The organism is Neochlamydia sp. AcF95 (genome assembly GCF_018342455.1).
Classification (GTDB): domain Bacteria; phylum Chlamydiota; class Chlamydiia; order Chlamydiales; family Parachlamydiaceae; genus Neochlamydia.
Window position 1 is genome coordinate 39,863 of the sequence record NZ_JAEMUC010000018.1, and the last position, 23,966, is coordinate 63,828.

Here is a 23,966-nt window from a genome sequence, read left to right on the forward strand (position 1 = left end):
TAAAATTATTTCTTCTTATTAGCAACAGTTTTACGTTTACCTTTACGTGTACGAGAATTAGTTCTTGTACGTTGTCCTCGAACAGGTAAACCAGAACGATGTCTAGTTCCACGGTAAGAGTGAATAGATATTAATCGTTTGATGTTATTTTGAACTTGCCGGCGTAGATCACCTTCTACCATATATTCAGATTGCAGCAAGTTGTTAATACGTGCTATATCATCTTGTGTTAGCTTGTGAGCACGCATATTGTGATCAAACCCAAGCTTCTCAATAATCTCGTTTGACAAGCTACGACCTATTCCGTAGATATAGGTTAGTGCTATTTCTAATCTCTTATTATCCGGTATATCTATACCGATAACTCTAGGCATTGAATCTCTCCTAAAATTTCAAAAATGGAATTCGAAAATTTATCATACTTTCACTTTATTAGCAAAAGCTTTATTTATGAAAACGCTTGACTTGCTATGAATGTAACTATTTGAACTGTTCAGATGATTACATGTAAAGCTCACTTGCAAATATTATTTTTATCCTCTTCCTCTTATCCTACCTTTCTTCATAAAGCCTTCATATCTCTTCATCAATAAATGGGATTCAATTTGCTTCATTGTATCTAAAACAACTCCTACAAGAATCAACAAAGCTGTACCTCCAAAGAAGTAGCTAATCGTTGCTGGCACTCCTAATAGGCGGCCTATAATGGTAGGTAATACAGCAATCATAGCAAGAGAAATAGCCCCTATGAGAGTAATTTTATTCATAGTAGATTCTAAATAATCTTGGGTGGGCTTACCTTGTCTTATGCCAGGTATAAATGCTCCATTTTTCTTCATATCCGATGCTATCTGATCAGGTCTAAACTGAGTAGCAGTCCAAAAGTAGGTAAAAAATATAATTAAAACTACAAACAATAAGATATAGAGCGTACTTCCTGGAGATAGCCACTGAGCGATCTCACTTAATCGGTTACCTGCTCCTGCAAAGGTCGCAATTATAGCAGGAAACATAAGCAAAGAGGAAGCAAAAATTACTGGTATTACTCCTGCATAATTAACTTTTAAAGGAATATAGGAATTTCCCCCTTGTACTTCTTTTCTACCTACTACACGCCTAGCATATTGTAAGGGTATGCGTCTATGTCCTTGTATGACCAATATAGTTCCTAATGCGACTACAACAAATATCGCTATAAGCACTAGGACCGTCGTAAAATTCATCGCCCCAGGTTCTTGAGAGTTTAAGTTCAGCTGTTGAATAATCAACCCAATCGCTGTAGGCAATTGCGAAACAATACCTACGGTGATAATTAAACTCATTCCATTGCCAATCCCTCTTTCTGTAATCTGCTCTCCTATCCACATCAAGAGAACTGTTCCTGCAGTCATAGTGAAAATGAAAAGCAAATAAAATAGGATAGGCATGCCCCAGATCTGAGCATCTAACAATTCGCCTGTAATTATACCTGGACGGCTATAATTCATTTGAATGGCATATTTAGCAAACATCGCCGATTGGAGGATAGACAAAATGATTGTCAGGCCACGTGTATACTTGTTAATTTTTCTACGGCCCTGCTCGGCATTTTCTTTAATTTCACGCTGCAAAGAAGGCCACAAAGCCACCACAAGCTGCATAATAATAGAGGCAGAAATATAGGGCATAACACCTAAGGCAATCACTGTCATCTGGGAGAATGCGCCTCCTGAAAATATATCAACGAGTTGAAAAAGGTTCTGTCCCCCGCCTGTTGCGTGCCTAAAAAAACTTACTGCCACTTCTCCATTGATTCCAGGGACGGGTATAAATCCTCCCACACGGTAGACTGCTAGCATTAAAATTGTAAATAGAATCTTTGCTCTTAGCTCTGGGATCTGAAAAACTTTCTGTAGCTCTTTGAACATCTTCTACCTCGATTTAGTAAGCGCTCTTAATCTCTAAACAATTTCAATAGCAATTTTTGCTTTTTGTAGCTTTTCTTGCGCTGCTGAAGAGACGGCTTTTACTTCAATTTTAACTTTTTTATTCAATTCCCCATCCCCTAAAATTTTTATTCCACGGCTTTTGCCACGAAAGAAACCCTTTTCAGCGAGTGTTTGAGCATTTACAGTTTCACCGTCACTATACATTTCATTAAGTTGACCTAGATTGACAGTTTCATATTTATTGCTGAATCGTGCGTTACTAAAGCCTCGAATAGGTAGCTTCATAAACAGACGAAACTGGCCACCTTCGTAGCCTAGGCGCCTTTTATACCCAGAACGAGAGCCTGCTCCTTTTTCACCCCGGCCGCAAGTTTTGCCTAGTCCAGAGCCAATTCCTCTACCCACACGTCTACGTTTTTTTCTTTCTCGCGATACATCTTGTAATTTATTGAGTGATGTCATCCTTGGCCTCTCATCTGTTTAATTTGCTCACGTTTTTTCAAGTGGGACAAAGCTTTGAAGGTTGCACGTACCTGATTGATTGGGTTATTAGAACCAACACTTTTTGCCATCACATCTTTAAGACCTGCTAATTCAAGTACAGCTCGTACTTTAGATCCAGCAATAACTCCTGAACCAGCCGGCGCAGGCTTAAGTAAAATAGCAGCGCCATCCCAGTTGACCAAAACCTCGTGAGGCACTGAAGTCCCTTCACTAGCAAAGGTTATCATGTTCTTGCGAGCAGACTCTCCACCTTTACGAATAGCATCAGTTAACTCATTGGCTTTAGCAAAGCCATAACCAATGCGGCCTTTTCCATCGCCCACTAGAATTAAAGCTGAGAAGCTAAACTTGCGTCCACCTTTTACTACTTTGGAGCAGCGGTTAATATAAAGAACTTTCTCGTTAAATTCAGAATTAGTTCTTTCTTTTTTGGGATTGTCATTACTTTTTGCCATTAGGTCTATCCTAAATTTTTTCCAAATAGTTTTTAGAATTGAAGCCCAGCTGATCTTGCTGCTTCAGCAAGGGCGGCTAAAATTCCGTGATACTTGAATGGTCCTCTATCGAAGACGATTTCTTTTATATTATTTTTTTGTGCAATTTGCGCAATTTTCTCACCAAGTTTAGCAGCTGAAAGTTTATTTTTCCTAGCGAATTCAGTATTCTTAAATTCATTTGAAAAAGTTGCAGCACTACCGATGGTAACATGATTATCATCATCAATAAGTTGCACTTGAATATGCTTATTTGTTTTCACTACACATAAGCGTGGCTTCTCACTTGTGCCATGAATCTTTTTACGTACTCTTAAAGCGCGCTTAATGCGTAATTTATGTCTTTTTTTGGTTATATTAATCATACGATCCTCATTGAGCCTTTCTACCTAGCAATTATTTTTTCGCAGAAGCCGACTTACCAGCTTTTTTACGGACATACTCGCCTGCATAACGAATACCTTTACCTTGATAGGGTTCCGGAGGCCTGATCGCACGAACCTGTGCAGCAAACTGTCCAATTTGTTGAGGGTCAGAACCTGAAATTACAATCGTCGTATTTTTCTCTACTGCTACTTGCAAACCCTCAGGTATTGTCAACTTAGTAGGATGTGAATAACCAACTTGTAAATCTAATAATTGACCTTGCACTACCGCTCGGTAACCTACGCCGATCATTTCTAACTTTTTAGTAAAACCTTGCGATAAGCCTACCACCATGTTATTGATAAGGGATCGATAGAGCCCATGGTAATTACTCATTTTTTCATACCCCGAGGCCAAATTAACTTGAAGATGATCGTTTTCAATGACCAGCTCAATGCCAGAGATGATTTCGCGGGTCAGAGTTCCTTTAGGGCCTTTAACAGTTAGGGTAGAATCTTCAAGCTTAACTTCTATACCTTTTATCAAGGGAATGGGTGCTTTTCCTTTACGAGACATTTATAAACTCCTTCTAATGGGCAAACTATACCTAAATATTACCATACCAGGCAGAGCAATTCGCCACCGATATGTCTTTTACGAGCTTCGTTACCTGCCATTAATCCTTGCGAAGTAGACACAATAGAAAGACCTAACCCACCATAAAAGTGTGGAATATCTTCATGTCCAACATATTTTCGTAGACCTGGCTTTGATACTCTTTTTAGTCCTTGGATAACAGGCTGTCGACCTTCAACATATTTGAGGAAGAGTCTGATAGTTCCACGGTGATTTTGGTCTTTATTTACTAAATAATTTTCGATAAAGCCATATAATTTTAGAATCTCCGCAAGGTTTTCTTTAAGCTTGCTCCAGCTAACATCAACATAACGATGTTCTGCTTTGGCAGCATTTCGAATCCTTGTGAGGAAATCGGCTACGGGATCACTAGGTATTGCCATGATTTCATCTCCTATCTTAAGCTATTACCGAGACCGGCAGGTTATTAAAAGGGAGTCCAAGCAGACGGAGGAGCTCTACACACTCAGCATCTGTTTCGGCGCTTGTAACAAAGGTGATGTGCATCCCTTGTGTACGTTTAACTTCGTCAAGATTAATTTCAGGAAAAACCTGCTGATCATCAAGTCCTAATGTATAGTTGCCTTGCCCATCACATTTGGTAGGAAAGCCCCTAAAGTCACGTATACGTGGGCTGACGATGTTGGATAAACGATCAAGAAAATCATACATTCTTTCTCCACGTAATGTGACCTTAATACCTATTGGTTGGCCTTCACGCAGTTTAAAGTTTGAAATAGCTTTTTTCGCTTTAGTAATTACCGGCTTTTGTCCAGACAACAGGGTCAACTCATTAACACAAGCTTGAATAGCATTTTTATCTTTTGAAGGTTCAGCGATACCCATATTGACCACGATTTTTTTCAAACCAGGGATGTTCATCGGGTTTGTATACCCGAACTTCTCTTGTAGCGCAGGCTTAACCTTTTCTAGATAATTTTTCTTTAACCTAGACATTATAACTTTCAACTCTTTTTAGATTTTGTTTTTTTAACAACACGATGAACAACATGCTTGTCATCTTGCTTGTAAACCCATTCCTTATGGCCTTCATCACTTTTTTGAGCCTTAAGTTTAACAGGGTTATCTTCAGTATTTAACACTTTTAAATTAGAGATATGAATACCTTTCTCTAGTTCAATGATACCACCATGGGGATGAGCTTCACTTTTTTTAACGTGCTTTTTGCGCAGATTAAGCCCTTGCACCACGAGTTTATCACCCAAACGTGCAATCACTTCACCCTTTTGTCCTTTAAAGTTGCCCGCGATAGCGATCACTTTATCGCCTTTACGGATTGCTTTATGTGTTTTAACTTTAGTCATGTACTAGCCCTTTTATTAAATCACTTCTGGTGCCAGTGAGGCAATTTTGAGAAAATCTCTATCGCGTACTTCACGAGCTACGGGTCCAAAAATACGTGTACCACGTGGATTGTTTTTGTCATCGATCAATACACAAGCATTCGTGTCGAATTTCAAAACTGTTCCATCATCTCTTTTAATAGGTGCAGCTGTTCTGACAATCACTGCTTTGACCACATCGCCTTTTTTGGCTCCGCCTTCTGGTTCAGCTTCTTGTACTGAGCAAACGATAATGTCACCTACATGCGCATAACGGCGTTTAGAACCACCCAATACTTTAAAGCATTTGACGCGCTTTGCACCTGAATTGTCGGCTACTTTGAGCTGCGTTTCTTGTTGAATCATACGTTGCTAACTCCAAATATATTATGCAATTTGCTAGGCGACAACACGCCATCTTTTTAATTTTGATAGTGGCCTTGTCTCCACAATAGTAACCTGTTCGCCTATTTCATAAGGCCGTCCTTCATTATGGGCAAAGACTTTCTTATTTCTTTTAGTCACTTTGCCATATACAGGATCTCGCAGCCTTCTTTCAATCTTGACTACTAAAGTCTTAGCCATTTTATTAGAGACTACAATACCTTTTTTTTCTTTACGATTTCCTCTTTCGTCCATCTTCTAACCTCAAAGTTGGTATATTATTTATGCTAACCGCTTTTTTTCGTTGATGACAGTCAGCAAGAGGGCAATTTCCCTTTTCTTATGGCGTACTAAATGAGGCTTTTCTACTTTGTTAGATTGCTTCATTTCATTTATAAGGTTAAAAAGATCTCTACGTGCATCCTTACAATTGGCTTCTAAATCTTCTAACGATTGGTCTCTAAAATCTTTAGCTTTTTTCATTCTACTACCTTATACTTGTTCAACACGTTCGACAAATCGTGTCTTTAGTCCAATTTTAGCTGCAGCACGTCTCAATGCATGTTGAGCTTCTTCTTTTGAAACGTTACCCACTTCAAACAGTATTCTACCTGGTTTGATAACCGCTACCCAATGGTCAAGTCCCCCTTTACCTTTACCCATACGCACTTCTTGGGGCTTTTTAGTAACAGGCTTATCCGGAAAAATTCTTATCCAAACTTTTCCTTTACGCTGGAAATAGCGGTTAATAGCCACACGGCATGCTTCAATTTGCTGATTAGTGAGCCAACCGCGCTCAAGAGCTTGTATACCAAACTCACCAAAGTGAACGAAAGTCGCTCCTTTACTCAAACCTGAGCAGGAACCTTTCATTGTTTTGCGGTGTTTTGTTTTCTTAGGCATTAAAGGCATTACTGTTGGCCCTCCTTCACTTGATTATCTTCACCACGGTAAATCCAGACTTTCACTCCAATACTACCATAAGTTGTTTCTGCACGTCCCATGGCATAATCAATATCAGCCCGGAGTGTATGTAAAGGAGTACTCCCCTCTTTATACCATTCTGTCCGTGCAATTTCTGCTCCCCCTATACGGCCAGAACATTGCACTTTAATTCCTAGAGCACCAGCTTCAATGCTAGATTGCATCGCTTTTTTCATTGCACGCCTAAAGGGAATTCGTCTTTCTAATTGCTTTGCAATAGCATCGGCTACAATTTTTGCATCAAGATCAGGTCTTTTAATTTCTTCTACTTCAATCCAGACTTCTTTACCTGTAAGTTTAAAGAGTTCTCCGCGTAATCCTTCAATTTCAGAACCTTTTTTACCAATAACCATCCCTGGACGGGCTGTGCAAATAGTCACTTCGATTTTTTCGCTCATGCGTCGAATTTTTATTTGCGAAGTACCTTGACACTGAGGTTTTTTCATTAAATACTCTCGAATTTTCTTATCTTCGACGAGTAAAGTACCAAATTCTTGCTTATTCGCATACCACTTTGAACGCCATTTTTTATTCCGAATAAGGCGGAATCCTATTGGATTAGTTTTTTGTCCCATTCCTTACTCCTTTCCTGAACTGACTATAATAGTAAAGTGACTTGTTCTTTTTAAAATCGGATGGCGGCCACCCTTATTTTTGGGCTTTGCACGTTTAAGTCTTGGCCCTTCATCAATACGTACTTCTAATACTTTAAGATCTTCGCGGCGTAGATCTAGCTGCGTTTCAGCATTAGCAACAGCGCTATCTAAGGTTTTTTTTAAGAGACGCCCTGCTTTTAAATTGCTATACAATAATTGGAGGTTAGCTTGTGGAACAGGCAGCCCTCGTATTAACCCTGCGGCAAGCCGTGCTTTACGGGGGCTAATTCTAATATACTTGCTTATTGCTTTTGCCCTATTCATTTTGATTGTGCCTCTGCTTTCTTAATTGGATGGCCTTTGAAATTACGGGTAGGAGAAAATTCACCCAGACGATGTCCAACCATATTTTCCGAGACAAAGACAGAAATGAATTTTTTGCCGTTATGCACTTCAAAAGTGTGTCCGATCATTTCAGGAATGATCATCGATCGTCTTGACCATGTTTTAATTGGCGTTTTGCCCCCTTTACCATTCATATCTTCAACTTTCTTATGAAGATGGTGATCAATAAAAGGTCCTTTCTTGAGTGATCTTGCCATACTTATTTTTTCCTTCGATCTTTAACAATAAACTTGTTCGATTTCTTTTGAGATCTAGTTCGAAGCCCTCGTGTATACAGCGCCCATGGTGTTTGTGGGATGTTACCCTTATGCTTTCCTTCACCACCACCGTGCGGGTGGTCGACAGGGTTCATCGCAGTTCCGCGAACGGTTGGGCGAATCCCCTTCCATCGCATACGGCCAGCTTTACCTTCTACACGCAAATTATGCTCCGAATTGGAGACCATTCCAAAAGCTGCACGGCAATTTTCACTCACCATACGCACTTCACCTGAAGGCATTCTAATTGTTGCATATCCGCCACTTCTGGCCATCAACTGAGCAGAAAGACCAGCAGAACGAACCATTTTAGCTCCTCTACCGGGAATCATTTCTATAGCATGGATAGTAGAACCCAAAGGCATAAATTTTAACTTCATGCAGCATCCTACACTAAAAGGAGGCTCATCGCTTGTCTGCACTACATCTCCATCTTTCAAACCATGAGGAGCCAAAATATAGCGTTTTTCACCGTCAGAGTAATTAAGCAGTGCTATATAAGCCGATCTGTTAGGATCATATTCTATAGAAGCTACGCGAGCTGGTATATTTTCCTTATCTCTTTTGAAATCAATTATTCTGTAATGACGCTTATGCCCACCACCTTTATGACGACAGGTAATATGCCCATTGTTATTACGTCCATTCGTTCTTTTTTTAGGCAGCATCAGCGACTTCGTAGGCTTTACCTTAGCACGGCTACCTTCTTTGGCACGAGTGAGCGTTTCATTGATTGGAAGGATTAATTGACGTGTACCCGCCGTTATGGGACGATATTTTTTTAACATAACTCTCTTCGCCTCTTATTTATACGTTATCAAGGCTATCGCCTTTTTCCAGGGTAACCATAGCTTTTTTAAAACCAGGCTTCATGCCTGAACGACCACGAACACGTCTTGCTTTAGGCTTAACGTTAATTGTATTGACAGCTACTACTTTAACATTTCTGTCGCTGTAAATCTCTTCAATGGCATTAGCAATGTCAGTTTTATTTGCTTTGCGATCGACTACGAATACATACTTCGGGGATTCGCAACGCTTCAGTGAGGGATTACTACTGGCATTTTTAAGCTCTTTCAATACCAAGGCTTTCTCGGTAACATATTGATGTTTCACAACTTGGTAAGGATTTTTTTTTGACATTACTCTATTCCTTTCATCTATAACTTGGTGTTATTCCTTATCTATCAAGGACAAAGCCACTCAACCAATTCAATTAGGGCAGGTTCCGTCACTACTATATCTTTAGCAACTAGAACATCATAACCACTAATGTTAGTGGCTAGTGAAAACGAAACTTTTGGTAGATTGCGCACGCTTTTAATAAAATTATCATGTTGATCATGATGTATGGATACGCGCTTTGTTTCCTCTTCAGTCTTAACTTCTGCATAATGAGCTTCACCTAAAAACATTACCCTATTATTTGCTAAGCCTGTGACCTCTAAAAAGTCAGCCATAACTTTAGTTTTAGGTTCATTAAGAACAGATTCTGTAAGAACATGTAAACGATTTGCAGCAATTTTTTCAGCAAGCAAACAGCGAATTGCAGCTTTTCGTTCTTTTTTATTAATACGAACATGCTGATCAAATTTAGGCCTTGGCCCAAAAACACGACCGCCCCCTTTATACTGAGGAGCTGAAAGCATCCCCTGACGAGCACGCCCTCCACCTTTCTGCGGATGAGGCTTTTTTGTTGAGTGATTGACCTCAGAACGGGTCTTAGTATTTGCCGACCATTGGCGAGCATTGGCTCTGATAGCGACGATATAATCTTTAATCATCTGCCCATGCGCTTCAGCATTAGCTAATCTTTCATCAACTATCACTTGGCCAATTTCCTGACCTTTTAAATTATATTTTTTCAGTGTTGCCACAAGATAACTCCAGAAATTTTTTACTAGCTAGCTTTTTTTAAGCTTGTTTTTTTCACCGATGGGGCAATATAGACCAATCCATGCGTAGGACCTGGCACAGCACCCTTTACGATAATCACCTGTTCTGCAGGCTTTACCATGACCACTTCTAAATTTTGAATGGTGACAGTTTCACAACCCATATGACTAGGACGTGGGCTATTAGGAAGCGAACGACCTGGTGTTGAGCGCATACCTGTAGATCCAGCATGACGATGAAATCCCGAACCGTGTGAAGCAGGCCCCCCAGAGTAATTATACTTTTTCATTGTACCTTGATAACCTTTACCCTTTGAAACTGCTGTGGCATCAACGAATTTTACATCAGCAAAAAGGTCTATCGCTAACTCTTGACCTACTTGATATTGTTCAATGTTATCAACCTTTGCTTCCGAAAGGTTTTTACGTGGAGATACAGATGCTTTACTGTAATGTCCGCGCAAAGGTTTGGATAGACGATTCGCCATCGTTCGCTGGTCTTTAACATGAATTTTATCAAAACCAATCTGAATAGCATTATAACCATCAATCTCTTTCTTCTTGATCTGGACAATAGCATTTGGTTGCACTTCAATAACCGTACCCACAATACTATTTCCATTCTCATCAAAAAGCTGGATCATTCCACGCTTTTTGCCCATCAGTTTAGGCGCCATATGAAAATCCTTAACCCACTATCTTGAGTATTTGAGCAATCATTTTTTTATATTACAATCTAAGAAATGAATACCTGTATAACTAGTGATAAGCTGCGTGCGAAGCACGTTCTTAACAGCGCTAAACAAGTGAAAACATTTTTGGCAGCTTATTAAATTTTCATCTAATAAAATTGCTTAAATGAAAAGACTATCAAAGTGGAGTATTTTTCTCAACAGATATTTAAAAAAAATTACTCTATAGATTTACATTCCCCTTTACAGTTACCCTTTAAGAGCTTTTCTTTGATCAATACTTTGATAATTTCTCCATCTTTTAGCTTTCTTTTTCTTTTTAGCCGCCCTACATCTGCTTTTTCTAGTGGTTCAATTAGCTTAATCAGCTCCTCCATTAAAGTTCCTTTAAGAATAGTTAACGGGCCTGTTTTCCTAGCAGCCCCTTCTACTTTCACTGTAATATATTCTTTGTAAGGCACTTTGATTAATTGGCTGTTTTTGACTTTTTTATTTAAAGAAATCTTACCTAAATCCGCCTCAAGAAGAACTTTAGCTTGCTCTAACACATTTGCTAAAGTAGCTGTTTTTTCAACATTATATAAGCCCGGGAGCTCAACAGCTCCTTCTACACGTACAGTCTGAAGCCTATTATATAAATGATGGGGTTCAGAATATTTTCTAGAAGATAAAAACCAATGCTTATGAGTAAGGCAGGTCAATACAATCATAAATAAAATCAAGCAGACAATAACGACCCATTCACGCTTAGGAAGATTTTCTTTTGGAGCCATACTGTGGATATCTACCTTTTAATTTCCTAAATAGTTTTATATCTGCAGTTTTGGTAACTGAAAGCCTTGTATGTGGCTATCCTCTGAAGGCCGCTATAGGCGCTGCCACTATTAAAGCATGTGTCACATTTAGCTCCTTTATCTATATTCCTATAAACTTCTCTAACATTTTCTTCCATTTTTGTTTTTAAATAAGCCAGCTTAAAGTTTCTTGCGATGTCATCTGTAGTGGATAGGCCTTCTCTCATAAGCTATGGAGAATGATTATGTATATGTAAATGTGCTGGAAAAAAATTTAAGAAGGTATTAACTCCTCGCAATTTGTCGTATAAATTGCTAAAAAGTGAATGAGTGTTTTTGCTTAATAGAATATAACTTTTTACTGCAAGCTGTAGGATATGAGCTAACTAAATTGAAGAATGAGGGATTTAAATTTTCTGTAACTAGGTTAACAGGTTATAAGCAGCGAGACTAGAAGGAAAAATGTGCGTTCGTTTAGTACCAAGCAACATTAGAGACCCTATGCGGTCTGAGTTAAACCAGGCTATCTTGTAGCGTATCGACTTTGATTTAGGGCCATATTCCTTGCATATATGCAAGCTGAATGAGGGTGATAGCAGTGATAAAAGGGCCTTTACGTACAGGGTTGATAAACATCTTAAGAGCTTGGCAGCGAGCTGTAAAAGAATCGTTATATAGCAGAAAATATTTATACACCAGACACCTTTGTAAGCTTTAAAGATAGAGCAAAGTTTACCTGTTACACGTAGGCCTACCCAGACCCAAAAGGCTAGAGTGCTGATATCTAAAGCATTTTATGATAAGCTAGTAGAGATAATGGAAAGCTAGCGAGCTTCTGAGAGTATATTCTGCTATGCAAGTGTTGAACAAAGATGGTTAGCCATTTTCAGCCAAGCAGCCTAGCAAAGAGAATGCCGTGCATAAACCAAGCATGGCCTGAAGGGCAGCGAAAAAAGGTTAAAGCTTTTCTTAATCCTCTAGCCCACCAAAAGCCGGGCAAGTACCTTCTAATGCTTAGCTATCGCCTAGAAGAGAGCGTAGCTTGTTCTTTGCTTAACAAGGTAGATTTAGAGAGGAGTAAGGGGCTTTCCATCTTAGCAACTAGTAAGATGGATCCTACTGCTTTTCCTACTCATGAACTGTCCAAGACATATAAAGGTTGAGCACTGAGCAGAAAAAGGATTTGGGTTCTTGAAAAGTCCTGCTTTCTTTGTCTTTTCTTTCTTTTTAAAAATGCCAGAAAGAAGAGAGGTCCTTTTAATGGTCATGGCTCTAGGCCTTTTAGGCTATTCTGCGCTTAAATAAAAATCCGAAAAAAATTTATGCGAAAATGGGGAGAACTTCTTCAATCAACTTAAGAAACCTACGCAAAAGCCTGCAACACGCTGGTTTTTTCTGTTTCCTAGGTCTGCATATGCTTTTTATAGGCCATAAAATATTGCAAATTACCAATTTGAAAGCATACCCTAGAATTATCCTTAAGATGCTTAAGGCTCCTTACCAAAAATCCTGCTATTGTGAAACATGGTAAGAAATCACGAATAAAAAAAAGAGCCTTCAGCTTAATGCTGAGGGCTCTTTAAAGATGAAAATTCTATTATATATTAGACTTTAAGCCGCAGGAGCAAATAATCCCAGCTTCGCTTCTTGCTCTTCTTTATATGTCTCGTGCCTAAATGAATAGTAGAGACGAGCCATGCCTACAGCAGAAGTAGCAAGCCAAGCAGCTCCCAAAGCAATGAAAAACGTAGGTGTATTGAGAGTAAGTGCAAAACCTACCAACCCCATGGCAATCGCTGCAATTTTAACTACATTGAAAGCAATAGAGAGCCAATCTTTTGTCTTACTTGCCTGATAATCTCTTACCAGCTGATCTTTTTCAATAATTCTTACTTCGCAATCTTCCAGCTTCTTGCCAGCAATACTATCAAACAGAGTTGCATGCCTTGAATGGGCAAGCGCATTATATTTGCTAGCCAATTTTTCACGAAGGCTTAAGAATTTCTTGTCAAGATTGCCTAAATACTCCTGCTCTAAAGCATCTGCCGATGTTTCTCCAAATTTCTCTTTTCCAAATTTTGCTTTTAACTTAGCAGCTTTTTCTGGCTCATTTGAACTCAAGAATTTAATCGCACGTTTTTTAATCTCCCACTTATTCAATCTAAGCTTCTCTATTTCGCTGGTTACATCGCTATTTTTTTTCTGTAGCGCTAAAGATGTGTCTACCAAGCTTAAAGAAGAGCTAATAATTCCTAGTGTGTCTTTAATTACACGGAGGGGTGAGAGTAAGCTAAGCACCCTAAAGAACGGAAGTCTATTTAGCTGAACTGATATTTTAGCCAAATTCAACAGCCCCATGTTTACCAAAAACTGCCCTGTTCCAATTCCTCTAGAAACACTTCCAAATGCCTTGCTAGCAACTTTCCAAGAGGAATCTTTTTGCCAGCCTTTAGTGACCCAGTATTTAGTATCGCCAAAAATTCCTCCCACATCTAAAACAGTATCTACTACATCAAAATGATTGTAGAGATTGTTAAAACCAGGTGTTTGTGCTTTAAAAGCATACTTAGCAAAATAAATGGAAGATTTTGCTAACTTGCAAACTGATTGAATACTCTCAGAAGTGGAAAAAGAATAAGCATAAAAAGCTACAATATGTCTTACAGTATTACTAAAATTTTCAAACACTTTCTTAGCGCAATTAGTAATTTTATTGCGAGAAGAAGCTGCTAAATTATTGGCAGGCTTATGCTGAGGAGCAGGAACTTGCTCAACTGTAACAGTATGTCCATCTAGCTGACCTGAGATAAAATCTTCCTCTTCTCCGTAGTATGGCTCTGATTGCTGGACGCCTTGTGTGGATGACAATGTATTCATAATTATTTTCCTTGTTTAGAGTTTATTATTAACATTTTATTTATGCTACCTCCAGCTTATGGAGTTATCCAGCTGCCTGCATCTGGCCTTTTGCTCTGGAGATTTACAAGGCGATAGTTATAAATCGCTTCCAAGAGAAAAGCTGCCAATCCACAGCCTGCTGCTGCACAACCCATTGCTGCTATGCCAGGCACTGTTATATGTCCTGTGATAGCTAAAATCTTCAGAGTAATCTCAGCTATATAAGAAGCCAAATTTATTATACTTAAAGCTATTTTGTAGGTTGGCTTGCTGCCCACAACATTAGCTAAATGTTTAAATTCATTAACAGATAGACATAAAATTGCCAATGCCTCAACTCCTTGTAAACCTATTACTAAGGAGATTTTTGCAACCATTGGACTCATTTTTCTTAAGCAATTCGTAAGGTAAGTAAGAAGCTTTTTGTTAGAATTTGCTAACTTAGAAAAATTTCTACCTACCGTTGCTTTTATTTTTAAAAGGTTAATGAGTGCTAATTCATCCAGCCAAAGAAATAGGCCTCCTATATCAGCTACAAAAGAACCTATGCTTGCAAATAGAGAGCATTTGTTAAAAACCTTTTTACTTTTACTGTTCTCCTCTATCTCAAGGTATCGCTTATTAACTAAATCATTAGCATCTACAGCCAGATCACCTAAGGTTAGTAGGCTATCAGCGGCACTAAGAGCTCCCAATAAGCGTGTCCCTTGAAAAGTATTACCTCTTATACAAGCTAATCCTGTCAGCAAATGAATGCTCAATTTGAAAACTTTTCCAAAAAATAAGCGCTCAGCAAAAACTTGAGCAATTACTTGAAAAAGATCGCTAAAAAAAAGCTTTAATTCAACCCAAGTAGATTTTATCTCGTACCCTAGCAAAGTATCTTTTGCTAGCGAAGAGTCACGAGAAGGTAAAAATGTTAAGTTTAAGGTTGCGCTATTTATTGCTTGCATCCTTTTCTCTCATGAAAAATCTATTAAGAATCCTCACTATACCAAGGTTGTTTATTTACCTAAAGAGAAAATAAATTTTAATGCGAAAAACTACAATAATTAAAGCATAAACAAATGAAATAGACATTAAAAACTAGCAGGTATTTTAAAACCAAAAACTATAAAACATGGCTAATAAATTATAAAAATGACGATCGTTACCTAAATAAAGTTTAAAGGTATATTTATCCTTATTATTCATCGTTTAATCCTGTCTTAAGACAAGCTAAAAACTCCTTCTCATTACCTATCGAATTTGTTTTCATGGAGAAATAAAGCTATAGATTGAGGAAGAGCACTTATCATTAAATTTCTAGAAGGGGGAAAAACCTATGAGTGAAAAATATAAAATTAGCGTTTATTGGAAGAAAATCTTTTCTTGCAAAGCGCCAGGAAGAAGAAATAGGGTTTATAAAGGCATAAGGATCATGCATAGAGGGACCTCACCGTAAGAACAACTTTTTATTAGAAAAAATTATCCGAAAGATCAAGGGTCAGAGAATAAAAAGCCCGCAAAAGAAGCGGGTCCCGCTTTTAGCAATAATAGAAAGGATGAGCTTAAATTACTTATAGTAAGTAAAGCACTTTTCACAAATAGCTACTAGAGGATAGCTGCTAGCCGAGGGATAGAGGAATAAAAGAGTATAGCGCGCCTAAAAAAATTATTTATTTTTTAGTAATAGGTGTGAGCAAAAATGCAATTGGAACTTTAAAAAGCTTAGCCACAGCAAGCGAAGAAGATAGCATAGCGTACGCTGTAACAAGGAAATTTACAGCTATGAGATTTTAGTTTAATTAGGCAAAAGTTTTGAAGGATGTACGTGCGGGCATACTTAGCGAAGAAAAAATTCTAAACTAGCTTAGCGAGCCTTTAAATATGAATTCAACATTATCAGAAGGAACAAAAATCACGATAAATTTCTTAGCCTTAGGGAAGAGATCTTCTTCTTACTCGCTCTGTAAATCCAAGTTGGCAAATTTATATAAGCAGCTTTTAGACTCTCCTTCTCTATGAGCTTAACTTTTATCGATTAAAAAAGTAGCCAACTTAAAAAATCTAGCAGGATTTCCTAATAGTTATTTGTGGGCCACCCAATGATCAGCCTTTTCTTCTTAAATGCCTTTTTCACTCTGAAAGCTTCATGCCATAATGTGGGCTAAATGATTAAATTTAGCTAATAAAATTATTCCTAATTTTTTAAATCCTAAAATCCATCTTTTTATCCTTAGGAAGGCCGCGAATTAACTCTTCAGCAAGCATAGCTTTCTTACCTTCAAGCTGGAGTTCAAGAATGCGAAGGGCTCCTTGTCCACAAGCAACTATTAACTCTTCTGTATCAGTAGGCAATAAGGTCCCAGCGGGCCCTCCTTGATCGTCTAGATAGAGGGTGGAATTAATTTTCAGACGTTTTTTTTGCCTCCCTATATTTACATAGCACCAAGCACCTGGGTGAGGATATACGCCTCTAACAAGGTTATGAATGGCTTTAGCTGGAGCACCCCAGTTAATCTCACAATCCTCTAACTCTATTTTTGGGGCGAATGTTGCCTGAGAATGATCTTGCTCCATATGCTCCACACTACCTTGCTCAAGTTGATAAAGCACTTCTACCAAAGTTTTGCTTCCAGCCTCGCATAGTAAACGTTCTAGCTCCCCATAGGTAGTATTAGGACCAATAGGGACTTTAACCATTTTAATAATATCCCCAGCATCCATTTTTCTTACCATATACATAATGGTAACACCTGTTTCTTTTTCTCCTTTGATGATACTATGTTGGATGGGAGCGGCTCCGCGATATTTTGGTAGCAAGCTTGCGTGAACGTTGATGCAGCCTTTAGAGGGTATGTCCAGAACATGTTGCTTAATAATCTCGCCATAAGCAACGACTACGAATAAATCAGCATGATAGGCTTGTAAAATCTCAGCAAATTCAGGGGCAGAAACTAAGGCAGGTTGATGAACGGGTAGAGGAGGATTCTGCGATTGAGCAATACGTTTGACAGGTGTAGGTACTAAATCGCTTGAACGCCCTTTAGGCTTATCGGGTTTAGTCACTACTGCACAAATATGAATCTTATGATTGAGAAGATATTCTAGGATATCTGCTGCAAACTGAGGAGTCCCAAAATATACAATTCTCATCCCTACCTCTTAAAAAAAAGCTGTAAACGCTTGTGGCTATTTTTAAAACAGCCCATCCTCAAAGGGTTTATCTTTCAATCTTAGCTATAAGCTCAGTTTCAGCCTCTTTTTCAGCTTGAGCTACCTCATCATCAAAATTTGTGATTCCTTCCAATCCTAGTAAACCACGCTTAGAGGAACGGCAAAACTCTACAAAATGAAGAATTTCTGGAAGAGGTTCAAGTTCTCTTTCAATTTGGAGCAGCGCTTCTTCAAGACATGCTTTAGAACGGTAAACTATTTTAAAAGCTTTTCCGAGCTCTTGGCGAATCTTTAAAGAAAAACCATGCCTTTTTAACCCCACAATATTGATTCCACCAAATTTGTAAGGAATGCCTGCTCCTATAGTGTAAGGAGGAACATCACGGGTAATACGGCTCATTCCTCCGACCATTGCATACTTACCAATCCTGGAAAATTGATGAACAGGTACAAAACCGCTTATAATAGCACAATCTTCTACAATCACATGGCCTGCAAGGGTAGCATTGTTACTCATAATCACTCGATTGCCTACTATACAATTATGGGCAATATGGCAATAAGCCATGATCAAGCAATCATCGCCTATCTCTACCGATGTATTTTCTCCACACGATGAATTGATTGTTACAAACTCACGGATTTGGCAATTTTTACCAATCTTAACAAAAGTGGTCTCACCTTTATACTTTAGATCCTGTGTTTGAGTGCCTATGCTAGCAAAGGGATAAATAGTGGTTCCTGCGCCAATAATCGTATGGCCGTCAATGTAAGCATGAGACTTAATCGTTACACCCTCTTCTAACTTCACATGAGCTTTAATAATCGCGTAGGGCTCTATGGTAACTTTATCTCCAATAATAGCTCCTGGTTCAATTACGGCGGTAGGATGTATGTTCGATTTTTTCATATTCTCTTTACTCAAAATAATTTTATAAAAGCTTTCTACCCTATTATAACTGACTTTTGTCTACTAGCGCAAAACCGATTTCAGCTTCTGCAGTAATTTTATCATTCACTGTAGCCGTCGCTTGCATCCGTCCTGCTTTGGAACTTAGATGAATACCTTCTACTTTGAGTATTAAAACGTCCCCTGGCTTAGCTGGATTGCGAAATTTAGCATTATTGACAGTCAAAAGCACGGCTATCTTATCATGATAGCCCTTCATATGAATCAATATGCCACCCAATTGTGCTAAAGCTTCTATCATTAGTACACCTGGCATAATAGGAGTATCCGGAAAATGACCTTGAAAAAAAGCTTCATTAAAAGTCAGGTTTTTCTGTCCTACGATTAAGCCCTGCTCTATATTAATATCAAGCACTCGATCTACCAGCAAAAAGGGAAAACGGTGAGGCAAGATTTCTGCTATTTGTTTAATATCAAGTGATTTTGGATAATCAGCTACATGAACTTCCATTAAGCACACTCCGTAATAGAGTTTAATAATTCTTTTGCAAAAGCGCAGTTAGATGCATGACCTGCCCTAAGAGCAATTACGTGCGCCTCAAATTCAATTCCTACAAGAGACAAGTCTCCAATCATATCTAAAATTTTATGTCTTACCATCTCATCGGGAAAGAAAAGCCCCCCCTTACTAAAAGCTGCTTCTTCATGAATAATTACTGCATTATCCAAGCTAGCGCCCTTAGCTAAGCCGTGATCCAATAGGTAAGCCACTTCTTTATAAAGAGCAAAGGTACGACATGAAGCAATTTCATGCTTAAAATTGTAACTGTTTACTTCTAACGAATAAAATTGGCAATTTAAGAGCTTAGAATGTGGATAATTTAAGGTATAACTGATCCGGTATCCATCATAAGGAAAAGCCATAATATATATATCTTCTTGCGTCCAATGAATAGGATTTTGGATTTTAATTATAGGCTTTTGTTCTCCTTGCTCAAGGATCCCGACTTCTTCGATCATATTCACAAAAACATCGGAGCTTCCATTAGCAGCGGGTGGTTCAATTCCTTTAATCTCAATACATAAGTTATCAATATTATTGGCTCGCACAGCGGCAAGAACATGCTCAATGGTATGAATCACTACATTGTTAATCCCTATAGAGGTACTACGGCTTGTTTCATAGACATAATTAACAGAAGCTGGAATCATTGGTCGATCCGGCAAATCTACTCGACAAAATGTAATACCAGTATTATCTGGAGCAGGCACAAAGGTAATTTGTACTTCTTTTCCAGTATGAATGCCAATGCCTGAGAACGAAATAGAATCTTTTAAGGTTCGCTGCTGACGGTATTTTGATATCAAGTTTTGTTTTAAACCACTCACAATTTAGCTCTCTTACGCAATGGAAATGAATGAATTAAGGAACAGGGGCATTCTACTTTAACTTGTAATTTTTAGCAAGTAAAAGCTACTTTCTACAAACAATTCCGTCTAATAAAATATTTAAAAATATTTACTAGGTAATTCTAAGAGTTCCTTATCTAAAAGCAAGAGGATACCTTAAGATTTGATAGCAAAGCAAAGAAAAAGAACTTCTTGATTGTCGTCTAAAAGGCAAAAAATTCAGGTTTTTAATAAGCCAATGGATGGTAAACTCAACAATGTAAACCCTCAGAATTTCGTGTATGCCTTCCTGCGGAAGGAAAAGAGCAGCGTAGAGAAGCTTCAAGGCATTGAGAAAAGTATAAATATTATTATTCCACACTTTATAGCAGGCTTCACGGAAAGTTTTATGCATTAGAGAGCCAAAGTCTTATGACCTTGGCTCTTACATTAGAAAGAAAATTAGCCTTTATCGGGAGCAGCAAAAGGCACAACAGTGTTTGTTACCCCAATAATTTGAGCACCAGGTATACTAAATTCTCCATTATTGTCAGTTGCGGTAAATGTGTCTTTTGAACTTGAATTGCTATAAGATCCTTTGATAGAAAAAGGGCCTATTCCTACAGATAGATTTGTTTTAAGAGCTGTCTCAATTTTTTTAGAATCACTTTCACTCCATTTGCCAGAAATTTTAATATCCTTAGCAATGACAAAGGCTGTCGAGTAATAAGGTAATATTTTAGATATTGAATCCTTATCTGCAGCAGGAAAAATTCCTCCAGATATTATTCCTGCTGGTTGACCGCCTAAATTCCAGTTTTTAAGAGCAAAAAGTACAGTGTTCATCCAAGGCCTTAAGATTGGAATTGTTCCGATTTTAAAATCAAACCTAAACTCACTAGTTTCTATATGAGATCTCTCTTCCCTATCCTCTTTTCTGAAGCTACCTTCAGTAGAAAAAAGTCCATATTGAAACGAGCCTCCTCCACCATATTGTGTATCTTTAGTCGTATCCTCTCCTGATGCCTCTTTAGAGGTAAATGAAAACTGAGAATACCCACTATCATCTTCATACCAATTAGAAGGGAAACCATATGAAATATGAAACGGTATTTTATCGATTTGGCCTGTCTGTTCGCTTTTTGTATAAATGTTTTTTGAATCATTAATAACATATGTTACAGCATCATTCCCATAAGCCTCAAGGATATCCAAAGCTTGTCTTACAAATTTATATTTCTTTACTTCATCTTCAGCAATATCAATGGCAAGTTGTAATTGAAGAGAAAGAACTTGCCATTTTCTTTGATCTTCAAGCTTGCTTAAATTGTAGCGATTTTTAGTATTGAGATAATCAATATATGCTGAAGTGCGACGTGTTCTAGCTTGTGTATATGCTGTATAATTAGGGGAGGTTTCTTTTATCACAGTCTCTTTTCCAGTAAATGGATTTTTCTCTACTCTTTCGACATATAAATAACTTAAAGCTTTTTTTAAAATTTCTTCGGATTGCTTATCTGGCTGTTGAGAGGAGTTAGCCCCATTTATTATAGTACGGTATGCATTATCAATACTTTGAATGGAGAGTTTACCGTTTGGACCAAAATTCGCAGATGCAATTCTTGCAAACTCTTCAGTTGTTCTGAAATCTCCTCCTGGATACATGGGGCTTATGGGAGGGTTATTTTTATAGCTTTCTAAATTAATAGGCATGCCATTTGGGATAATTTGAAGGTAGCCATCCTTCTTATCAATAAGAGGTGTTCCCCCTGCAGGCGTATATGTAAGTAATTTATTAATTTTGTCGTAGAGAGCATGAACAATTTTCATGGTCTGTTGGCTTTTAGGATCCTCGGCTCTTAAAATGAATCTAGAGGAGAAAACCTTAATATTTTGTTCCAGGTTTATATACTTAGTGTTCGTCTTAATAACATTTTTTTTAAACTGATAAATATGGGAGATTGTCGTGTGCGGCTGCTTAAATGTAGTGTCTCTTAGCATAACCTCAATTTTTGGCCTATATCCATTTCTTTTTAAAGCTTCTAAGAAAGAAGCTTTTTCGTGAATTGAATTAGTGGCATTAGAAAGACTAATTCCTAAGTTTTCCAATAGCTTTCTAAATTTAATAGGAGCGACTAAACCCTTTTGATCTATAGCGACAATTTGGCCAACATTTTCGCCAAATTGGTTTTTTTTTTCTGTCATTGCTAAACCAAAGGCAACAACCTCATTACTACAGGGAATGAAAGCTTTGATTGATGTATTCATGGCAATCTCCTTTTTTATGAGTTTTTATTCTTTGAAAGCTCTCTAATGGACTTCAAAGAACATAACCAAGAATAAAAACTTTTTTTATAAACAACAATCTTTTTTTAAGTTTTTTTTTACTCTCCGTTTCATAGGTTAAATTCTTTTCGCATATACTTCCTGAAAAGGAGGGCCTAAAACCTGCAAAATATGTTGTCTGGTAAGTTTTAAATTAAGGACTAGCTCCCACATATCCTCAGGTTTATGCCTTATCAGCAGGAATACTCCTTCAAATAGTGAGAAAATCCAACGCATGGTAAGTGGTTGAGCCAGCTCGCCTAATCGGTTAGAGATGAAAGAAGATAATTCTTTTAACTATTGACGCTAATAACCCAGAGCAAGGTTATAAACCAGCTAACAGAACACATGATCATAATAAAAGCGATAATTCTTTCCTCATTCTTAAGGAAGATAGATGAGTTTATGAATAAAAGGTCCTTTAGAAAGCAAAATCCTCTTTCAATCGATTGCTGACCTTTATATTATGGGGAGCACTAATACTCGATGATATGCTTTTTTGTTCTTGACAGCTAGGTAACTTTTCTTGATGACTCAAAAGTTACATTTTCTTGTACTGCATCTAAATGTTTACGAGAAGGCTTTAAAACAAAGATTTCATCTAGCCTCTTTTTGAAATCGCGGAAGAGTTCTTTTGAATTTTCATGCTCAACAATTTCTCTTATGACTTGGCACAAAGCATCCACTCTAGACTTTTCTACTAGGCTCCCCAAGGTTGCTAAAGGGAGTTTGTTCTTAATGAAATTTGTTTGAGACAAATGAAAAAGAAAGCAGTGGTCAAACAGCCGGCTTAGAATCAAAGATCGCTCCGATCCCTCAACGCCGCACTGTTTGGCCAAACTGCAAAACCCACAATGACTACTCCAATCTTCAATAAAAACCTCCACTAACCATCTTAAAGTATATCCTTGCATCACATCTTTCATATTCCATGAAAGATTTGCAGCCATAAGATAGCGATACTCATTTTCGCCCTCATATTTAAGGACTATTATTAATCGTTTTTTGTGATGAGAAAGAACATACAATCTTGCTCCCGGCTTGCACCACATTTTTTTTATCACCGCGAATGAAAATTTCCTGCTTTCAGCCTTTATAGAAGGCAAAGAATTCTTGCCATGACAGAGATTTTTCACCCTGCATGACTTTTTGATTCTTTCTTAGTTGAGTAATAATTTGCACTCCAGGCCAAATAATCTCTATTCCATCTACAAACAAACTATTTCCGTAAAGAGCATCGGCAAGTACACAACTGACTTTAAAAACAGGAAATTCACAGGCAAAATTTTTGAGTAATTGCAGAGCTAGTGTATATTTTTTTGGATATCCTAATAACCTTTTAGGCTCTTTTGGACGGTCTTTTTTAACAACACTCAATTTTTTTAGCTTCTTCACTTCCTGTTGCCATTGGGTGAGTTTGAGATCGGGAGAATAAAAGGCAAAAGAGACGAGAAGGCAAAATTTTTTAGTCACTAGCTGAAGAAATACTATATTTTGATCACAAAAATAGCCTCTCGTTTTTTTATCACGGATTTTATGTAAATAATGCAACTTTTTCCAAATTTTTCGATCTACAGTGATTTTTATCATCGATAACCAGAATGCCTTCTGTAATGCCATGTTTACCCAGAACGGCGAGAACACTACAAATTAGCAGCCTATTCCAAACAATCTTAGCACGTCTAAACATGGCCGATAAAGCCATCTTCTTATAGCTTTTAAGCCGAGCCCTTTCAGATTTAGCCCAACAGATTGAATTGGTAATGAATATCCCCATCAAACAAAAAGCCAGCCAACACCATTGAATTTTAGATAAGCTATTGCGGGAATTTTCTTGTTTGAGAGCCACTCCAAGTTGATTTAAATATTCTTTAATAAAGGGAAGTGTTTAGGAAAACATAGACAAAAAAATATTTTTAATGAGTTGATAATACCATTTAAACGAACTCCGTAAGTAGCAGCTATTGAGAATTGCAAACAGCCTTTTTCTAAATTCAAATAAGGAGG

Annotated in this window: 32 protein-coding genes; 1 reads left to right on the forward strand and 31 read right to left on the reverse strand. The window is 37.8% G+C overall.

Annotation, left to right across the window (positions count from 1 at the left end; all coding sequences use genetic code 11):
• Nucleotides 1–5 precede the first annotated feature (5 nt).
• The 22 genes from rpsM to NEOC95_RS01320 all read right to left on the reverse strand — a co-directional run bounded on the left by rpsM (nucleotide 6) and on the right by NEOC95_RS01320 (nucleotide 11,974).
• Nucleotides 6–374, reverse strand: a complete 369-nt coding sequence (gene rpsM / locus NEOC95_RS01215) for a 30S ribosomal protein S13 (protein WP_039383824.1) — start codon at nucleotides 372–374, stop codon at nucleotides 6–8.
• Nucleotides 375–533: 159 nt separating this feature from the next.
• Entirely contained in the window at nucleotides 534–1,907 is a 1,374-nt protein-coding gene (gene secY / locus NEOC95_RS01220; protein WP_166154589.1) for a preprotein translocase subunit SecY, read from the reverse strand.
• Between the two features lie 33 nt (nucleotides 1,908–1,940).
• Complete coding sequence (gene rplO / locus NEOC95_RS01225; protein WP_166154587.1) at nucleotides 1,941–2,390, reverse strand: 50S ribosomal protein L15; 450 nt, start codon at nucleotides 2,388–2,390, stop codon at nucleotides 1,941–1,943.
• The gene (gene rpsE, locus NEOC95_RS01230; RefSeq protein ID WP_166154585.1) at nucleotides 2,387–2,887 is read right to left on the reverse strand and encodes a 30S ribosomal protein S5; all 501 of its coding nucleotides are present in this window, start codon (nucleotides 2,885–2,887) and stop codon (nucleotides 2,387–2,389) included. Before rpsE ends, rplO begins: the two co-directional genes overlap by 4 nt.
• A 32-nt stretch (nucleotides 2,888–2,919) precedes the next feature.
• Nucleotides 2,920–3,291: a 50S ribosomal protein L18 gene (rplR, locus tag NEOC95_RS01235; RefSeq protein WP_039383819.1), complete on the reverse strand. Its 372-nt coding sequence runs from the start codon at nucleotides 3,289–3,291 to the stop codon at nucleotides 2,920–2,922.
• Nucleotides 3,292–3,322: 31 nt separating this feature from the next.
• The gene (gene rplF / locus NEOC95_RS01240; RefSeq protein ID WP_166154583.1) at nucleotides 3,323–3,868 is read right to left on the reverse strand and encodes a 50S ribosomal protein L6; all 546 of its coding nucleotides are present in this window, start codon (nucleotides 3,866–3,868) and stop codon (nucleotides 3,323–3,325) included.
• A 38-nt stretch (nucleotides 3,869–3,906) separates the two neighbouring features.
• Complete coding sequence (gene rpsH / locus NEOC95_RS01245) at nucleotides 3,907–4,311, reverse strand: 30S ribosomal protein S8 (protein ID WP_039383816.1); 405 nt, start codon at nucleotides 4,309–4,311, stop codon at nucleotides 3,907–3,909.
• Between the two features lie 16 nt (nucleotides 4,312–4,327).
• Nucleotides 4,328–4,885 carry a 50S ribosomal protein L5 gene (gene rplE, locus NEOC95_RS01250; RefSeq protein ID WP_166154581.1) on the reverse strand — a complete coding sequence of 186 codons (558 nt, stop codon included), beginning with the start codon at nucleotides 4,883–4,885 and terminating at the stop codon, nucleotides 4,328–4,330.
• Nucleotides 4,886–4,893: 8 nt separating this feature from the next.
• On the reverse strand, nucleotides 4,894–5,253 hold the full coding sequence (gene rplX / locus NEOC95_RS01255) for a 50S ribosomal protein L24 (RefSeq protein ID WP_166154580.1): 360 nt from the start codon (nucleotides 5,251–5,253) through the stop codon (nucleotides 4,894–4,896).
• 15 nt (nucleotides 5,254–5,268) lie between these two features.
• On the reverse strand, nucleotides 5,269–5,637 hold the full coding sequence (gene rplN, locus NEOC95_RS01260) for a 50S ribosomal protein L14 (RefSeq protein ID WP_039383811.1): 369 nt from the start codon (nucleotides 5,635–5,637) through the stop codon (nucleotides 5,269–5,271).
• Nucleotides 5,638–5,670: 33 nt separating this feature from the next.
• Nucleotides 5,671–5,910: a 30S ribosomal protein S17 gene (gene rpsQ, locus NEOC95_RS01265; RefSeq protein ID WP_166154579.1), complete on the reverse strand. Its 240-nt coding sequence runs from the start codon at nucleotides 5,908–5,910 to the stop codon at nucleotides 5,671–5,673.
• A gap of 27 nt (nucleotides 5,911–5,937) precedes the next feature.
• Entirely contained in the window at nucleotides 5,938–6,138 is a 201-nt protein-coding gene (gene rpmC / locus NEOC95_RS01270) for a 50S ribosomal protein L29 (protein WP_039383808.1), read from the reverse strand.
• Between the two features lie 9 nt (nucleotides 6,139–6,147).
• Nucleotides 6,148–6,567 carry a 50S ribosomal protein L16 gene (rplP, locus tag NEOC95_RS01275; protein ID WP_039383806.1) on the reverse strand — a complete coding sequence of 140 codons (420 nt, stop codon included), beginning with the start codon at nucleotides 6,565–6,567 and terminating at the stop codon, nucleotides 6,148–6,150.
• Entirely contained in the window at nucleotides 6,567–7,214 is a 648-nt protein-coding gene (gene rpsC / locus NEOC95_RS01280; protein ID WP_166154577.1) for a 30S ribosomal protein S3, read from the reverse strand. The genes rplP and rpsC overlap by 1 nt, the downstream gene beginning before the upstream one ends.
• 3 nt (nucleotides 7,215–7,217) lie before the next feature.
• On the reverse strand, nucleotides 7,218–7,559 hold the full coding sequence (gene rplV / locus NEOC95_RS01285) for a 50S ribosomal protein L22 (protein WP_166154575.1): 342 nt from the start codon (nucleotides 7,557–7,559) through the stop codon (nucleotides 7,218–7,220).
• Nucleotides 7,556–7,837, reverse strand: coding sequence for a 30S ribosomal protein S19 (rpsS, locus tag NEOC95_RS01290; protein ID WP_039383797.1), 282 nt, complete (start codon nucleotides 7,835–7,837; stop codon nucleotides 7,556–7,558). The genes rplV and rpsS overlap by 4 nt, the downstream gene beginning before the upstream one ends.
• A gap of 2 nt (nucleotides 7,838–7,839) precedes the next feature.
• Nucleotides 7,840–8,685 (reverse strand): 50S ribosomal protein L2, encoded by an 846-nt coding sequence (gene rplB / locus NEOC95_RS01295; RefSeq protein WP_039383795.1) that lies wholly within the window; start codon nucleotides 8,683–8,685, stop codon nucleotides 7,840–7,842.
• Nucleotides 8,686–8,704: 19 nt separating this feature from the next.
• Nucleotides 8,705–9,040: a 50S ribosomal protein L23 gene (rplW, locus tag NEOC95_RS01300; protein ID WP_213151091.1), complete on the reverse strand. Its 336-nt coding sequence runs from the start codon at nucleotides 9,038–9,040 to the stop codon at nucleotides 8,705–8,707.
• Nucleotides 9,041–9,084: 44 nt separating this feature from the next.
• Complete coding sequence (rplD, locus tag NEOC95_RS01305; RefSeq protein ID WP_166154571.1) at nucleotides 9,085–9,774, reverse strand: 50S ribosomal protein L4; 690 nt, start codon at nucleotides 9,772–9,774, stop codon at nucleotides 9,085–9,087.
• A gap of 23 nt (nucleotides 9,775–9,797) precedes the next feature.
• Nucleotides 9,798–10,469 (reverse strand): 50S ribosomal protein L3, encoded by a 672-nt coding sequence (rplC, locus tag NEOC95_RS01310; protein WP_166154569.1) that lies wholly within the window; start codon nucleotides 10,467–10,469, stop codon nucleotides 9,798–9,800.
• Nucleotides 10,470–10,702: 233 nt separating this feature from the next.
• A complete protein-coding gene (locus NEOC95_RS01315; protein ID WP_213151092.1) occupies nucleotides 10,703–11,257 on the reverse strand; it encodes a hypothetical protein in 555 nt (184 codons plus the stop codon).
• A 570-nt stretch (nucleotides 11,258–11,827) separates the two neighbouring features.
• On the reverse strand, nucleotides 11,828–11,974 hold the full coding sequence (locus tag NEOC95_RS01320; protein WP_213151093.1) for a hypothetical protein: 147 nt from the start codon (nucleotides 11,972–11,974) through the stop codon (nucleotides 11,828–11,830).
• A gap of 215 nt (nucleotides 11,975–12,189) precedes the next feature.
• Between NEOC95_RS01320 and NEOC95_RS01325 the strand changes: the two genes are divergently transcribed.
• Complete coding sequence (locus NEOC95_RS01325; RefSeq protein WP_166156900.1) at nucleotides 12,190–12,441, forward strand: hypothetical protein; 252 nt, start codon at nucleotides 12,190–12,192, stop codon at nucleotides 12,439–12,441.
• Nucleotides 12,442–12,889: 448 nt separating this feature from the next.
• Here NEOC95_RS01325 and NEOC95_RS01330 read toward each other — a convergent pair whose 3' ends face one another.
• From NEOC95_RS01330 to NEOC95_RS01370, 9 genes are all read right to left on the reverse strand, one after another.
• Nucleotides 12,890–14,155 carry a hypothetical protein gene (locus tag NEOC95_RS01330; protein ID WP_166156903.1) on the reverse strand — a complete coding sequence of 422 codons (1,266 nt, stop codon included), beginning with the start codon at nucleotides 14,153–14,155 and terminating at the stop codon, nucleotides 12,890–12,892.
• Between the two features lie 56 nt (nucleotides 14,156–14,211).
• Nucleotides 14,212–15,129 carry a hypothetical protein gene (locus tag NEOC95_RS01335; RefSeq protein ID WP_166156906.1) on the reverse strand — a complete coding sequence of 306 codons (918 nt, stop codon included), beginning with the start codon at nucleotides 15,127–15,129 and terminating at the stop codon, nucleotides 14,212–14,214.
• A gap of 1,237 nt (nucleotides 15,130–16,366) precedes the next feature.
• Nucleotides 16,367–17,314 (reverse strand): methionyl-tRNA formyltransferase, encoded by a 948-nt coding sequence (gene fmt / locus NEOC95_RS01340; protein ID WP_166156909.1) that lies wholly within the window; start codon nucleotides 17,312–17,314, stop codon nucleotides 16,367–16,369.
• Nucleotides 17,315–17,381: 67 nt separating this feature from the next.
• On the reverse strand, nucleotides 17,382–18,245 hold the full coding sequence (lpxA, locus tag NEOC95_RS01345) for an acyl-ACP--UDP-N-acetylglucosamine O-acyltransferase (RefSeq protein ID WP_166156912.1): 864 nt from the start codon (nucleotides 18,243–18,245) through the stop codon (nucleotides 17,382–17,384).
• Nucleotides 18,246–18,288: 43 nt separating this feature from the next.
• Complete coding sequence (gene fabZ / locus NEOC95_RS01350; protein ID WP_166156915.1) at nucleotides 18,289–18,756, reverse strand: 3-hydroxyacyl-ACP dehydratase FabZ; 468 nt, start codon at nucleotides 18,754–18,756, stop codon at nucleotides 18,289–18,291.
• Nucleotides 18,756–19,634, reverse strand: a complete 879-nt coding sequence (lpxC, locus tag NEOC95_RS01355; protein WP_166156918.1) for a UDP-3-O-acyl-N-acetylglucosamine deacetylase — start codon at nucleotides 19,632–19,634, stop codon at nucleotides 18,756–18,758. Before lpxC ends, fabZ begins: the two co-directional genes overlap by 1 nt.
• Before the next feature lie 462 nt (nucleotides 19,635–20,096).
• A complete protein-coding gene (locus tag NEOC95_RS01360; protein ID WP_166156921.1) occupies nucleotides 20,097–21,902 on the reverse strand; it encodes a hypothetical protein in 1,806 nt (601 codons plus the stop codon).
• A 569-nt stretch (nucleotides 21,903–22,471) separates the two neighbouring features.
• Entirely contained in the window at nucleotides 22,472–23,023 is a 552-nt protein-coding gene (locus tag NEOC95_RS01365; RefSeq protein ID WP_166156924.1) for a hypothetical protein, read from the reverse strand.
• Between the two features lie 22 nt (nucleotides 23,024–23,045).
• A complete protein-coding gene (locus NEOC95_RS01370) occupies nucleotides 23,046–23,549 on the reverse strand; it encodes a transposase (RefSeq protein ID WP_166156927.1) in 504 nt (167 codons plus the stop codon).
• Nucleotides 23,550–23,966 lie beyond the last annotated feature (417 nt).

What these genes read in the sequence shown, in the direction of transcription:
- rpsM (WP_039383824.1), bottom strand. Translation starts at nt 374, where the DNA reads ATGCCTAGAGTTATCGGTATAGATATACCGGATAATAAGAGATTAGAA.
- secY (WP_166154589.1), bottom strand. Translation starts at nt 1,907, where the DNA reads ATGTTCAAAGAGCTACAGAAAGTTTTTCAGATCCCAGAGCTAAGAGCA.
- rplO (WP_166154587.1), bottom strand. Translation starts at nt 2,390, where the DNA reads ATGACATCACTCAATAAATTACAAGATGTATCGCGAGAAAGAAAAAAA.
- rpsE (WP_166154585.1), bottom strand. Translation starts at nt 2,887, where the DNA reads ATGGCAAAAAGTAATGACAATCCCAAAAAAGAAAGAACTAATTCTGAA.
- rplR (WP_039383819.1), bottom strand. Translation starts at nt 3,291, where the DNA reads ATGATTAATATAACCAAAAAAAGACATAAATTACGCATTAAGCGCGCT.
- rplF (WP_166154583.1), bottom strand. Translation starts at nt 3,868, where the DNA reads ATGTCTCGTAAAGGAAAAGCACCCATTCCCTTGATAAAAGGTATAGAA.
- rpsH (WP_039383816.1), bottom strand. Translation starts at nt 4,311, where the DNA reads ATGGCAATACCTAGTGATCCCGTAGCCGATTTCCTCACAAGGATTCGA.
- rplE (WP_166154581.1), bottom strand. Translation starts at nt 4,885, where the DNA reads ATGTCTAGGTTAAAGAAAAATTATCTAGAAAAGGTTAAGCCTGCGCTA.
- rplX (WP_166154580.1), bottom strand. Translation starts at nt 5,253, where the DNA reads ATGACTAAAGTTAAAACACATAAAGCAATCCGTAAAGGCGATAAAGTG.
- rplN (WP_039383811.1), bottom strand. Translation starts at nt 5,637, where the DNA reads ATGATTCAACAAGAAACGCAGCTCAAAGTAGCCGACAATTCAGGTGCA.
- rpsQ (WP_166154579.1), bottom strand. Translation starts at nt 5,910, where the DNA reads ATGGACGAAAGAGGAAATCGTAAAGAAAAAAAAGGTATTGTAGTCTCT.
- rpmC (WP_039383808.1), bottom strand. Translation starts at nt 6,138, where the DNA reads ATGAAAAAAGCTAAAGATTTTAGAGACCAATCGTTAGAAGATTTAGAA.
- rplP (WP_039383806.1), bottom strand. Translation starts at nt 6,567, where the DNA reads ATGCCTTTAATGCCTAAGAAAACAAAACACCGCAAAACAATGAAAGGT.
- rpsC (WP_166154577.1), bottom strand. Translation starts at nt 7,214, where the DNA reads ATGGGACAAAAAACTAATCCAATAGGATTCCGCCTTATTCGGAATAAA.
- rplV (WP_166154575.1), bottom strand. Translation starts at nt 7,559, where the DNA reads ATGAATAGGGCAAAAGCAATAAGCAAGTATATTAGAATTAGCCCCCGT.
- rpsS (WP_039383797.1), bottom strand. Translation starts at nt 7,837, where the DNA reads ATGGCAAGATCACTCAAGAAAGGACCTTTTATTGATCACCATCTTCAT.
- rplB (WP_039383795.1), bottom strand. Translation starts at nt 8,685, where the DNA reads ATGTTAAAAAAATATCGTCCCATAACGGCGGGTACACGTCAATTAATC.
- rplW (WP_213151091.1), bottom strand. Translation starts at nt 9,040, where the DNA reads ATGTCAAAAAAAAATCCTTACCAAGTTGTGAAACATCAATATGTTACC.
- rplC (WP_166154569.1), bottom strand. Translation starts at nt 10,469, where the DNA reads ATGGCGCCTAAACTGATGGGCAAAAAGCGTGGAATGATCCAGCTTTTT.
- NEOC95_RS01315 (WP_213151092.1), bottom strand. Translation starts at nt 11,257, where the DNA reads ATGGCTCCAAAAGAAAATCTTCCTAAGCGTGAATGGGTCGTTATTGTC.
- NEOC95_RS01325 (WP_166156900.1), top strand. Translation starts at nt 12,190, where the DNA reads ATGCCGTGCATAAACCAAGCATGGCCTGAAGGGCAGCGAAAAAAGGTT.
- NEOC95_RS01330 (WP_166156903.1), bottom strand. Translation starts at nt 14,155, where the DNA reads ATGAATACATTGTCATCCACACAAGGCGTCCAGCAATCAGAGCCATAC.
- NEOC95_RS01335 (WP_166156906.1), bottom strand. Translation starts at nt 15,129, where the DNA reads ATGCAAGCAATAAATAGCGCAACCTTAAACTTAACATTTTTACCTTCT.
- fmt (WP_166156909.1), bottom strand. Translation starts at nt 17,314, where the DNA reads ATGAGAATTGTATATTTTGGGACTCCTCAGTTTGCAGCAGATATCCTA.
- lpxA (WP_166156912.1), bottom strand. Translation starts at nt 18,245, where the DNA reads ATGAAAAAATCGAACATACATCCTACCGCCGTAATTGAACCAGGAGCT.
- fabZ (WP_166156915.1), bottom strand. Translation starts at nt 18,756, where the DNA reads ATGGAAGTTCATGTAGCTGATTATCCAAAATCACTTGATATTAAACAA.
- NEOC95_RS01360 (WP_166156921.1), bottom strand. Translation starts at nt 21,902, where the DNA reads ATGAATACATCAATCAAAGCTTTCATTCCCTGTAGTAATGAGGTTGTT.
- NEOC95_RS01370 (WP_166156927.1), bottom strand. Translation starts at nt 23,549, where the DNA reads ATGATAAAAATCACTGTAGATCGAAAAATTTGGAAAAAGTTGCATTAT.